Source organism: Pseudomonas sp. KT_2_4, from assembly GCF_041410225.1.
In the GTDB taxonomy this organism is placed as follows: domain Bacteria; phylum Pseudomonadota; class Gammaproteobacteria; order Pseudomonadales; family Pseudomonadaceae; genus Aquipseudomonas; species Aquipseudomonas paracarnis.
On the sequence record NZ_CP166962.1, the window covers coordinates 1,968,762 to 1,980,867 of the forward strand.

Consider the following 12,106-nt stretch of genomic DNA (forward strand, 5'->3'; position numbering starts at 1 on the left):
CTGAAATCGGCTTACGGGAAATTCGGGAAGTCGGTGGAGGTCAGCCGGCGACGAGCTGCCGCGCCGCGCCAATGCGCCAGCGCGCCAAGTGCTCGTCGGCATAGCGACGCACGCAGCGCAGCACGGCGCTTTCGTGCTGCACGAGGAAGAAGTGATGGCCGTCAAACATGTCCAGGGAAAACCCACTGGCGGCGTCGAGTTGCCAGTCGAGCAACTGGTCGGCACGCACGCTGTCCTGCTTGCCACCGAACACATGGATCGGCAGCGCCAGGGGCTGGCGCTCGCCATAGGTGAAACTGCCGCACAGCAGAAAATCGGCGCGCAGGATCGGCAACATCAGTTGCATCAACTCGGGGTTGGCCAGGGCTTCCTCGGCGGTGCCTTGTAACTCACGAAGGCGGGCGATGAGTTGGGCATCGGTCTTTTCGACGGCGTACTCGCTCACATCACGACGCGCCGGGCCCGCCGTGCCGGACGCGAACAACGCCAGCGGCGCAGGCAGATTGCGTGCGTTTAAAGCGTGGGCCAATTCAAACGCCAACAGCCCGCCAAGGCTGTGGCCGAACAAGGCATAGGGGCCATCGAGATCACGGCTGATTTCTTCAGCAAGCTGCGCGGCCAAGGCCTTGATATCGCGCTGCAATGGCTCGTCCATGCGCATGCCGCGTCCCGGCAATTCCAGCGGGCACACTTGCAGCCAGTCCGGCAGCACCCGGCGCCAGCGAGCGTAGACCGAGGCGCTGGCGCCTGAGTGGGGCAGGCAAAACAGGCGCAGCCGCAGGGACGTACTCATCCCGCGAGGACTCCGAACTGAAACACGCTGAATGCACGATAAAAACCCATCTGGTCCTCCTGCGGGTGCTGATCCTTGGCCGTTGTACTAACGAACCTGTCACCCATGAGAACGGACGGAGCCTTCAAATAATTAGTCGCCGGGGGCGAGCGAGACGTGGTTCACACCTTTGCCCAAGGCATAAGATTAGTTCGCCTTCTCATTTGACAATCATTATCATTAAGCATAATTTGTTGCCCGATATGTAGGAGGCCTCAGCAGGGATGCCCTCCCCTAACCTATTCGCAGCAAGGTGATTTCCATGACGGAACCAGTATCCACAGGCAGGTGCGATTCACCCCTTCTCCAGGCGTTCGTCGACAATCGACTGATTCTGGTGAAGATCGCGGCCCGTATCACCGGGTGCCGCTCACGCGCCGAAGACGTGGTGCAGGACGCCTACTTCCGGCTGCAGTCGGCGCCGACCATCACCTCATCGTTCAAGGCCCAACTGAGTTATCTGTTTCAGATCGTGCGCAACCTGGCGATCGATCATTACCGCAAGCAGGCCCTGGAGCTCAAATACTCCGGGACCGAAGAGGAAGGCTTGAATGTGGTTATTCACGGCGCTTCACCGGAAACCTCGCACATCAATTTCAACACCCTGGAAAACATCGCCGACGCCCTGACGCAACTGCCCCAGCGCACCCGCTACGCGTTCGAGATGTACCGCTTGCATGGCGTGCCGCAAAAAGACATCGCCAAGGAGCTTGGGGTGTCGCCGACCTTGGTGAACTTTATGATTCGCGATGCGCTGGTGCATTGCCGCAAGGTGTCGGGCAGTCATAGCGATACGTTTGCGCGGCGGGTTTGAGCACAGCGAGGACATTCTGGGTAAGGGCCCACGGTAACCACGATGCGAAGCGAGTCGCTCTTGATCTGCTTTTGATCTTGATCTCAGGCGCCCCGTTAAACCACGCTGGCCGAACGCAGGCTTGAATTCGTGGGTAACCCGGCAGGACGCCGGGTTAGCCGCCCCGCGCCATGGATGGCGCGTGGCGGCGGCCCACGGATTCAAGCCTGTGTTCGGGCACACCGAGCCTAAGCGAGGTGCCGAGTGGTGGGGCAAGAGCCTTTTGCTTACTTTTGGGCTCCTTTCAAAAGTGAGCCGCTGTCAGAGCGGAACCCTAAGTGGCCGTTACCGCAGGAATGGATATGTACACAATCCAACTGTGTCGCCTGTCAGGCCGCCTTCGCGAGCAAGCCCGCTCCCACAGTTGGATTGTGGGGTGTCAGGTAGATAGGTGTCGGCTGGCAGGCCGTCATCGCAGGCAAGCCAGCTCCCACAGTTGACCCCACTGAGCCCAAAGGATCTTATTTACTGCGATCTAGGGCAGTGGCGTCACATCAATACGATACGGCTCAAAAATCCTCAGCATCTGCCCACTGCTGCGTAGCCCCTTGAGCAACGCCGAAAACGCCTCCCCCGTGATCGGTGTCTTTGGCCGCAACAACGCGTAGTGGTGATACACCTGGTCAATACGCTCCGACACCAAAAACTGCCCCGCCATGTCCGCGTTGCGCACCATGAAATCACTCAGGTACGAGCGGGTAACCAGCGCAATATCTGCACGCCCACGAGCAACCATCAGCAGATTACTGTCATGGGAGTAGGTCAACGTCGCGTTGAAACGCTCGGCCATGTTCTTGGGATCGGGATTGAAGTCAGCAAAGGCATAGTGATACCCGCTGAATACCGCCAGGCGCTTGCCGGTGAGGTCGGAAAAATAACTCTGGTCGCGACCGGGCTGACGCTGAGCGACAAAAATCTCCGCATCTTCCAGCCCCATATCAACACTGGTATGGGCAATATTCTGCCAACCCCAGGACGGGTTTTCGAAGATCGCCATGTCGACCCGGCCTTGCTCGAAGTCACGAAAACGCCGAGGTATCGAGGTAGGCACCACCACAAACTGGTAATCGGTTTGCGCAGCGTTCAACGCCTCGACCAATTGCGGCAGCAACCCGGTGTCGGCGCCTTGTTCAGGGCGTACGGTGTAGGGCGGAAAATGCGCCGCGCCGATTCTCACCAACTGCGCGGCACCAGCCTGCGTCCACGCGGCGGTGCCCAGTGCCCATAAAGTAAGTCCTGCAGCCAGCCGCCATGGCGAAAACATCGAGGCACACACCGTTGAAGAGTTCAATGCCGATAAGCTAGGCGTTTTTACTGGGGGAGACAACTTTCGCCAGCAAATTAATAACTTGCGCCTCAGTCCGACTTCAGCACCATCAACAAGGCCTCTTCGGCCAACTCCTCAAGGGTCAGGCTGCCTTGGGCACGAAACCAGGTGGTGGTCCAGGATAAGGCCCCGGTGAGGAAGCGCCGGGTAATAAACACATCGCCCCGGATGTAGCCAGCGGCCTTGGCCTCGCCCAGTACCTGCAACCAGATCTGCTCATACACGTCACGCAGGGCCAGCACGTGCGCCTGGCCTTCGGCCGACAGCGAGCGCCATTCGTAGACCAGCACCGCCATGGCCTCGCCACTGCCGCCCATGATCGACTGCAACTCGCAGCGGATCAGCGCCAGCACGCGTTCGCGCACCGTGCTCGCCTCCTCCAGTGAAGCGCGCATCATCGCGGTGTTGTAATGGATGGTTTCCTCCATCACGGCACGCAATATCTCATCCTTGCTCTTGAAGTGATGAAAGATGCTGCCGGACTGGATGCCCACGGCGCTGGCCAGATCTCGCACGGTGGTGCGCTCGAAACCCTTGTTGCGAAACAGATGAGCCGCGGTTTGCAGCAACTTGCCGCGGGCGCTCTCGGGGTCGGTCAATTGGCCACTGTCGACCATGGTGCGCATCACCCCCAGGGCTTTGTGCTCATCCATGCTGCTCTCCTTCACGTCTACTGTCGTCTTGGCCGGCAATTTAGGCGGTGACTGCCACCCAAGCAAGCGCTTGGGTAAAACTTGTGACTGGAGTTTACAAACCAAGCGCTTGCTTGGTAGTCTCGGCACCAGCCCTTGGAGGAAGGATTTCTCATGAGCAAGACGGTACGTATCGGCTGCGCCAGCGCCTTCTGGGGCGACACCTGCACCGCCGCCGCCCAATTGGTGCAGGGCGGTGCCTTGGATTACCTGGTGTTCGATTACCTCGCGGAAGTCACCCTGTCGATCCTCGCCGGTGCCCGCCTGAAAGACCCCAAGGCCGGTTACGCCACGGACTTTGTCGAGGTGCTTACGCCCCTGCTGGCGGATATCCAGCGCCAGGGCATCCGGGTGATCAGCAATGCCGGTGGTATCAACCCCCAAGCCTGCGCCGCCGCCCTGCAAGCGGCCTGCGATAACGCCCACATCCCGCTGAAAATCGCCGTGTTGCTCGGCGATGACCTGCACCCTCAACTCAAACAGCTGCCACCTGTCACCGACCTGTACAACGGCGCCCCGCTGCCGCCCCTGTGCGTGTCCGCCAACGCCTACCTCGGCGCACCGGGCATTGCCCAGGCCCTGGGACTCGGCGCTGATATTGTCATCACCGGCCGGGTGGTCGACAGCGCAGTGGTCAGCGCGGCACTGGTGCATGAATTCAATTGGTCATGGCAGGACTACGATCACCTGGCCCAGGCCGCCCTGGCCGGGCATATCATCGAATGCGGCGCCCAATGCACCGGCGGAAACTTCACCGACTGGCGTGACGTGCCCGACTACGAACACATCGGCTTCCCTATCGTCGAAGTCAGCGCCGACGGCCAGTTCACCGTCAACAAGGTCGAAGGCAGCGGGGGGCTGATCAGCGAACTCAGCGTGGCCGAACAACTGCTGTATGAAATCGGTGACCCGCGCGCCTATGTGCTGCCGGACGTGATCTGCGATTTCAGCCAGGTCAAACTGCAGCAACAAGGCAAACACGCGGTGCGCCTGCACGGCGCCAAGGGCCTGCCACCCACCGACCAGTACAAGGTCAGCGCCACCTACCCCGATGGCTTTCGCTGCACCGCCAGTTGCCTGCTCGCTGGCATCGACGCGGTGGCCAAGGCCGAGCGGGTCAGCCAGGCGCTCATCAACAAGACTTCGGAGCTGTTCAGCCAGCGCGGCTGGGCGCCCTACACCGACGTCAACATCGAACTGCTCGGCAGCGAAGCCACCTACGGCGCCCACGCCCGGCGTGCGGATTGCCGCGAAGTGGTGGTGAAGCTGGCGGTGCGGCATCCGAACAAGCAGGCGCTGGTACTGTTCGCTCGCGAGATCGCCCAGGCGGCCACCGGCATGGCACCGGGGCTGACCGGCATTGTGGGCGGGCGGCCGACGGTGTATCCGCTGATTCGGCTGTTTTCGTTCCTGGTCGACAAATCACGGTGTAGCGTCGCCATCGAGTACCAAGACCAACGTCATGCCGTCGAGCTGCCCGCCTCCGCGCCTCTGCTCACGCCGGCTGTGCCCATCGAGCCGGCCAAGCCGGAGGGCCGTGCCGATGCCAGTGTGCCGCTGGTGAAACTCGCCGTGGCGCGCTCAGGTGACAAGGGCAACCACAGCAATATCGGCGTGATCGCTCGCCACCCTGACTACCTGCCGTGGATCGCCGAAGCCCTGACCCCGGAGGTAATCGTCGACTGGATGGACCACGTGCTCGACCCGATCCATGGCCGCGTCGAACGCTGGTATTTGCCCGGCAGCCACAGCCTGAATTTCCTGCTGGAGAATGCCCTGGGCGGCGGCGGTATCGCCAGCCTGCGCATCGACCCGCAAGGCAAAGCCTTCGCTCAGCAACTGCTGGAAATCCCCATCGCCGTGCCGCAACACATTGCCGACCAACTCACCTAAAGGACCGTCGCCGTGGCCTTCGACTCGATCTTCAAAGCCGACCTGTTCAAGGGGCAAACCGTGATTGTCACCGGAGGCGGCAGTGGCATTGGCCGCTGCACCGCCCATGAGCTGGCGGCCCTTGGTGCCTGCGTGATCCTGGTGGGGCGCAAGCCAGAAAAACTGCAGAAGGTCGCGGCGGAAATTGCTGAAGATGGCGGCGTGGCCCATTGGCATGCCTGTGACATTCGTGAGGAAGAGGCGGTGAAAGCGCTGGTCACGCAGATCCTGCACGACCACGGCCCCATCCATGGCCTGGTGAATAACGCGGGAGGCCAATACCCGTCGCCACTGGCCGCGATCAATCAGAAGGGCTTTGAAACCGTACTGCGCACCAACCTGGTGGGCGGTTTCCTGATGGCGCGGGAAGTGTTCAACCAGTCGATGAGCAAGCACGGTGGCGCGATCGTCAACATGCTCGCCGACATGTGGGGCGGCATGCCCGGCATGGGCCACTCCGGCGCGGCGCGCTCCGGCATGGACAACTTCACCAAGACCGCCGCGTTTGAGTGGGGCTATGCCGGGGTGCGCGTCAACGCCGTGGCGCCTGGCTGGATTGCCTCCAGCGGCATGGACACCTACGAAGGCGCCTTCAAGGCGGTGATTCCCACCCTGCGTGAGCATGTGCCGCTCAAGCGCATCGGCACCGAGTCGGAAGTCAGCGCGGCCATCGTCTTCCTGCTCAGCCCGGCTGCGGCCTTTATCAGCGGCAGCACCCTGCGCATCGACGGCGCCGCGAGCCTGGGCAGCCGCGCATGGCCGCTGCACAAGGCGCAGGCGCCAAGCGAGCCGTTCAATGGGTTCCACCGCGCCTATCTACCGGATGTGCTCAAGGCGGAGCAATAACGCCATGCCAGTCATTGAAACCCTGATCGACCCTGACAGCCCAGCCTTCGCGCAAAACCGTGAAGCCATGCTGGCGTGCATCGCCCAACTGCGCCAACTGGAACACGCCCTGCTGGCCAAGGCCCAGGAAGCCAAGCCCAAGTTCGACAAGCGCGGCCAATTGCTGCCCCGTGAGCGCCTCAACCTGCTGCTGGACCCCGGCGCGCCGTTCCTGGAGCTGGCCAGCCTGGCCGGCTACAAGCTCCACGACGACAAGGACGGCAGCGCCGCCGGTGGCGGGCTGATCGCCGGCATCGGCTATGTCAGCGGCGTGCGCATGCTGGTGGTGGCCAACAACAGCGCGATCAAAGGTGGCACCATTTCCCCTTCCGGGCTGAAGAAATCTCTGCGCCTGCAACAGATCGCCATGGAGAACAAACTGCCGGTGGTGACCCTCGCCGAAAGCGGCGGCGCCAACCTCAACTACGCCGCCGAGATTTTCGTCGAAGGCGCGCGCAGCTTTGCCAACCAGGCCCGCATGTCCGCCATGGGCTTGCCGCAGATTACCGTGGTGCACGGCTCGGCCACGGCCGGCGGTGCGTATCAGCCGGGCCTGTCGGATTACGTGGTGGTGGTGCGCGGCAAGGCCAAGCTGTTCCTCGCCGGGCCACCGTTGCTCAAGGCCGCCACTGGCGAAGTCGCCACCGATGAAGAACTGGGGGGTGCGCAGATGCACGCGCAAACCGCCGGCACCGCTGAGTACCTGGCCCAAGACGATGCCGACGGCGTGCGCATCGTGCGTGAAATTGTGGGCCTGCTGCCCTGGAATGATCGCTTGCCGCACGCACCACAACGCGCTTATCGCGAACCGCTGTATCCGATTGAAGAGCTGTTGGGGCTGATCCCCGATGACCCGAAAAAACCCTACGACGTGCGCGAGATCCTGGCGCGCCTGGCTGACGGTTCCAACCTGCTGGAATTCAAAGGCGAGTTCGACCCCCACACCGTCTGTGCCCATCTGCATATCCAGGGGCGCGCCGTGGGAGTGATCGGCAATAACGGCCCCATCACGCCGAAGGGCGCGAGCAAGGCCGCGCAGTTTATCCAGCTGTGCGACCAAAGCCGCACGCCGCTGCTGTTTTTGCACAACACCACCGGCTTCATGGTGGGCACCGAGTCGGAACAGCAAGGGGTAATCAAGCACGGCGCGAAGATGATCCAGGCGGTGGCCAATGCCCGGGTGCCTAAACTTACCATCGTGGTCGGTGGCTCCTACGGTGCCGGCAACTACGCCATGTGCGGCCGCGGCCTCGACCCACGCTTTATCTTCGCCTGGCCCAACAGCCGCACGGCAGTGATGGGCGGCGCACAGGCCGGTAAGGTGCTGCGCATTGTCACCGAGGCCAAGCAACTCAAGGACGGCCTGGTGCCCGACCCCAAAGTGCTCGACATGCTCGAACAGGTCACCGCGCAGAAGCTCGACAGCCAGTCCACCGCCCTCTACGGCAGCGCCAACCTGTGGGACGACGGGCTGATTGATCCACGGGACACCCGCACCTTGCTCGGTTTTTTGCTGGATATCTGTCACGAAGCCGAACTGCGGCAACTGCAACCGAACACCTTCGGCGTGGCGCGCTGATCGTTCCCACGCTCCGCGTGGGAATGCAAACCAGGACGCTCCGCGTCCCAACAGGGAGAACAATAAAAATGATCTTCACCCAGGAACACCAGGAACTGCGCCGCACCGTGCGCGCCTTCGTCGACCGCGAGATCAACCCGTACGTGGATGAATGGGAAAAAGCCGGGCGCTTTCCCATTCACGAGATCTTCCGCAAAGCCGGCGACCTCGGCCTGCTGGGCATCTCCAAACCGGAAAAATTCGGCGGCATGGGCCTGGACTACAGCTACTCCATTGTCGCCGCCGAAGAGTTCGGCACCATCCGCTGCGGCGGCATCCCCATGTCCATCGGCGTGCAGACCGATATGTGCACCCCGGCCCTGGCGCGCTTCGGCTCCGATGAACTGCGCGAAGAGTTCCTGCGCCCGGCCATCAGCGGCGAACAGGTGGGCTGCATCGGCGTCTCGGAAACCGCCGCCGGCTCCGACGTGGCCGGGCTCAAGACCCATGCGCGCAAGGACGGCGACGACTACGTGATCAATGGCAGCAAGATGTGGATCACCAATTCGCCCAGCGCTGACTTCATCTGCCTGCTGGCCAACACCTCGGACGACAAGCCGCACATCAACAAATCCCTGATCATGGTGCCGATGAACAGCCCCGGCATAAGCGTCAGCCCGCCGTTGGAAAAACTCGGCATGCACAGCTCCGAGACCGCCCAGGTGTTTTTCGACGACGTGCGCGTGCCGCAACGCAACCGCATCGGCCACGAAGGCGCGGGCTTCATGATGCAGATGTTGCAGTTCCAGGAGGAACGCCTGTTTGGCGCGGCCAATATGATCAAGGGCCTGGAGTACTGCATCGACAGCACCATCGAATACTGCAAGGAGCGCCAGACCTTCGGCAAGGCGTTGATCGACAACCAGGTGATCCACTTCCGCCTGGCGGAACTGGCCACCGAAATCGAATGCCTGCGCGCCTTGGTCTACCAGGCCACCGAGCAATACATCAAAGGCCAGGACGTCACGCGACTGGCCTCCATGGCCAAGCTCAAGGCCGGGCGCCTGGGCCGTGAGGTCAGCGACAGTTGCCTGCAATATTGGGGCGGCATGGGGTTCATGTGGGACAACCCGGTGGCCCGCGCCTATCGCGACGTGCGCCTGGTGTCGATTGGCGGCGGTGCCGACGAAATCATGCTGGGCATCATCTGCAAACTGATGGGCACCCTGCCCGGTAAAAAGCCATGAACACCTTGCTGCTCGAAGCCCACAACGGCGTGCTCCACGTCACCCTCAACCGGCCTGAATGCCGCAATGCGATGAGCCTTGAAATGGTCAAGGAGCTACGTACGGTACTGGCGCAGTTGGACAGCCAGGTGCGCGCCGTGGTGATCAGCGGCGCGGGCGGGCATTTTTGTGCGGGGGCCGATGTGAAGGATCTGGTCGGCGCGGGGGATCAACTGCAAGCGTTGAACCGCGCGTTTGGGACCTTGCTGCAAGAGGTGGAGGCGCTGGCGCAGGTGGTGATCGTGGTGCTGCAAGGCGCGGTGCTGGGCGGTGGGTTCGGGCTGGCGTGCGTGAGTGATATTGCGATTGCACAGGGCCAGGCGCAATTCGGCTTGCCGGAAACCCGCCTGGGCTTGTTGCCGGCGCAGATTGCGCCCTTTGTGGTCAAGCGTATTGGCTTGACCCAGGCGCGGCGCCTGGCGCTGACGGCGGCGCGGTTTGATGGGATTGAGGCTGGGCGGTTGGGGGTGGTGCATTTTGTCGAGCACGACGCCCAGGCATTGGCGCAGCGGGTGGATGAGGTGTTGGGGCAGGTGTTGCAGTGTGCGCCGGGGGCCAATGCACGAACCAAAGCCTTGTTGTTGGCCAGTGTGGATGAGCCCCTTGAGACCGTGCTGGATCGCGGGGCGCAGTGGTTTGCCGAGGCGGTGAGGAGTGAGGAAGGGGTTGAGGGGACGCAGGCGTTTGTGCAGAAGCGAAAGCCGAGTTGGTCTCGATGACGCCATCGCAGGCAAGCCAGCTCCCACAGGGGAACACAGTTCAAATGTGGGAGCTGGCTTGCCTGCGAAGAGGCCCCAACACACGCCACATTCATCAAGGGATAACCCAATGCCCGCATTCAGCAAGATCCTGATCGCCAACCGCGGCGAAATCGCCTGCCGCATCCAGCGCACTGCCCAGGCCCTCGGCTACCGCACCGTGGCCGTGTACAGCGACGCGGATACCGACGCCCTGCACGTGCAGATGGCCGACGAAGCCGTACACATCGGCCCGGCGCCCGTCCACCAGTCCTACCTGAACACAGAGGCCATCCTCGCCGCCGCCCAGCTGACCGGCGCCGACGCCATTCACCCCGGCTACGGTTTCCTCTCGGAAAACCCCGACTTCGCCCGCGCCTGCCAGCAGGCCACGCTCACCTTCATCGGCCCCAGCGTCGAGGCGATCGAACTGATGGGCAGCAAACGCCTGGCTAAACTCGCCATGCTCGACGCCGGCGTACCTTGCATCGCCGGCTACCAAGGCAGCGCCCAGGACGATGCCACCCTGCAACAGGAAGCCGAACGCATCGGCTTCCCGCTGATGATCAAGGCCAGCGCCGGTGGCGGTGGACGAGGCATGCGTCTGGTGCATCAGCGCGAACAGCTGCTGGAGCAACTGCGCACCGCACGCTCGGAAGCCATGAATGCGTTCGGCAGCGACGAGCTGATCCTCGAACAGGCGTTGATCGACCCGCGCCACGTGGAAGTGCAACTGTTCGGCGACCGCCATGGCAACCTCATCTACCTCGGCGAACGCGACTGTTCGATCCAGCGCCGCCATCAGAAAGTCATTGAAGAAGCGCCCTGCCCCGTGATGACGCCCAATCTGCGCCAAGCCATGGGCGAAGCCGCGCTCAAGGCCGGGCGGGCGGTGAACTATGTAGGTGCCGGCACCGTGGAGTTTCTGCTCGACCGCAACGGCCAGTTCTATTTCCTGGAAATGAACACACGCCTGCAAGTCGAACACCCCGTCACCGAGATGATTACCGGCCTCGACCTGGTGGACTGGCAGTTGCAGATCGCCGCCGGCCAACCGCTGCCACTCACCCAATCACAGGTGACCCTGACCGGCCACGCCATGGAAGTGCGCCTGTACGCCGAAGACCCGGCCCAGGGTTTCCTGCCGCAAACCGGCGACGTGTTGCGTTGGGAACCAGCCCCCGGCGTACGCATCGACCATGGATTGCTTGAAGGCCAAACCGTCAGCCCGTTCTACGACCCAATGCTGGGCAAGATCATCGCCCACGGCGCCAGCCGCGAAGAAGCCCGGCGAAAACTGCTGCGGGCCGTGGAAGACAGTGTATTACTGGGGGTAGCGACCAATCAGCGCTTGCTCATCGACCTGCTCAAGCACCCGGACTTTATCAACGGCGACTTCAGCACGGGCTTGATCGCCGAACACTTCAGCGTCATCTCACAGCAGACGGCGACCGCTGAACAGCTCTCGCTGGCCGCCGCGCTGTTTTATCAACTCAGCGCCAACCAGCACCCCCAAACACTCGCGCGCTGGCGCAACACGGCGAGTGTCCCCGCCACGTACCGCCTGGAGGTCAACGGCCAACTCCACAGTGTCAGCGTTGACGACCTGCAACTCACCACCGACAGCCGCCACGCCAGCCTGGTCATCAACGGTATCCGCCGCCGCATCGCCTATCACCTGGACGGCAACCGGCTATGGCTGCCAGGGCTGACCGTCACCGACCGCACCCAGCAAGTCGCCAGCCGCCAGGCCGACGCCAGCAGCGGTACGGTCCAGGCGCCCATGGACGGCGCCATCGTCGATATACGGGTGTGCGTCGGTGAGGCCGTCAGCAAAGGCCAACTGTTGCTGGTGCTCGAAGCGATGAAAATGGAGCACCCGTTGAAGGCCGGCATCGATGGCACCGTCAAGGAGATGCGCGTCATGACGGGCGATCAGGTGCGCAACCGTCAGGTTTTGCTGGAGATCGAATAACGCCCCTAGGCGGAACTACAGGGCCGGGC

The 12,106-nt window shown here is 62.6% G+C and carries 10 protein-coding genes; 7 read left to right on the forward strand and 3 right to left on the reverse strand.

Features of this window, described 5'->3' with window-relative positions; translation table 11 throughout:
- Positions 1-40: 40 nt before the first annotated feature.
- On the reverse strand, positions 41-793 hold the full coding sequence (locus tag AB9N64_RS08990) for a thioesterase II family protein (RefSeq protein WP_020302031.1): 753 nt from the start codon (positions 791-793) through the stop codon (positions 41-43).
- Between the two features lie 301 nt (positions 794-1,094).
- Here AB9N64_RS08990 and AB9N64_RS08995 point away from each other — a divergent pair, with 301 nt between their 5' ends.
- Positions 1,095-1,646 carry an RNA polymerase factor sigma-70 gene (locus AB9N64_RS08995; protein ID WP_014719314.1) on the forward strand — a complete coding sequence of 184 codons (552 nt, stop codon included), beginning with the start codon at positions 1,095-1,097 and terminating at the stop codon, positions 1,644-1,646.
- 514 nt (positions 1,647-2,160) lie between these two features.
- On the opposite strand, the gene AB9N64_RS09000 is transcribed toward AB9N64_RS08995, so the two are convergent.
- Both AB9N64_RS09000 and AB9N64_RS09005 read right to left on the reverse strand, forming a co-directional pair.
- Positions 2,161-2,949 (reverse strand): ABC transporter substrate-binding protein, encoded by a 789-nt coding sequence (locus AB9N64_RS09000; RefSeq protein WP_014719315.1) that lies wholly within the window; start codon positions 2,947-2,949, stop codon positions 2,161-2,163.
- A 92-nt stretch (positions 2,950-3,041) separates the two neighbouring features.
- Positions 3,042-3,665, reverse strand: a complete 624-nt coding sequence (locus AB9N64_RS09005) for a TetR/AcrR family transcriptional regulator (protein WP_014719316.1) — start codon at positions 3,663-3,665, stop codon at positions 3,042-3,044.
- Positions 3,666-3,818: 153 nt separating this feature from the next.
- Between AB9N64_RS09005 and AB9N64_RS09010 the strand changes: the two genes are divergently transcribed.
- The 6 genes from AB9N64_RS09010 (at position 3,819) to AB9N64_RS09035 (ending at position 12,077) form a co-directional block, all read left to right on the forward strand.
- Positions 3,819-5,597, forward strand: a complete 1,779-nt coding sequence (locus tag AB9N64_RS09010) for an acyclic terpene utilization AtuA family protein (protein ID WP_058410877.1) — start codon at positions 3,819-3,821, stop codon at positions 5,595-5,597.
- Positions 5,598-5,609: 12 nt separating this feature from the next.
- Positions 5,610-6,482 carry an SDR family oxidoreductase gene (locus AB9N64_RS09015; RefSeq protein ID WP_073454665.1) on the forward strand — a complete coding sequence of 291 codons (873 nt, stop codon included), beginning with the start codon at positions 5,610-5,612 and terminating at the stop codon, positions 6,480-6,482.
- Positions 6,483-6,486: 4 nt separating this feature from the next.
- Entirely contained in the window at positions 6,487-8,100 is a 1,614-nt protein-coding gene (gene atuC, locus AB9N64_RS09020) for a geranyl-CoA carboxylase subunit beta (RefSeq protein ID WP_020302545.1), read from the forward strand.
- A 68-nt stretch (positions 8,101-8,168) separates the two neighbouring features.
- Positions 8,169-9,326 (forward strand): citronellyl-CoA dehydrogenase, encoded by a 1,158-nt coding sequence (gene atuD / locus AB9N64_RS09025; protein WP_032904203.1) that lies wholly within the window; start codon positions 8,169-8,171, stop codon positions 9,324-9,326.
- Positions 9,323-10,084, forward strand: a complete 762-nt coding sequence (locus AB9N64_RS09030) for an enoyl-CoA hydratase/isomerase family protein (protein ID WP_019818530.1) — start codon at positions 9,323-9,325, stop codon at positions 10,082-10,084. Before atuD ends, AB9N64_RS09030 begins: the two co-directional genes overlap by 4 nt.
- A gap of 109 nt (positions 10,085-10,193) precedes the next feature.
- A complete protein-coding gene (locus AB9N64_RS09035) occupies positions 10,194-12,077 on the forward strand; it encodes an acetyl-CoA carboxylase biotin carboxylase subunit (RefSeq protein WP_371360199.1) in 1,884 nt (627 codons plus the stop codon).
- Positions 12,078-12,106: the final 29 nt, after the last annotated feature.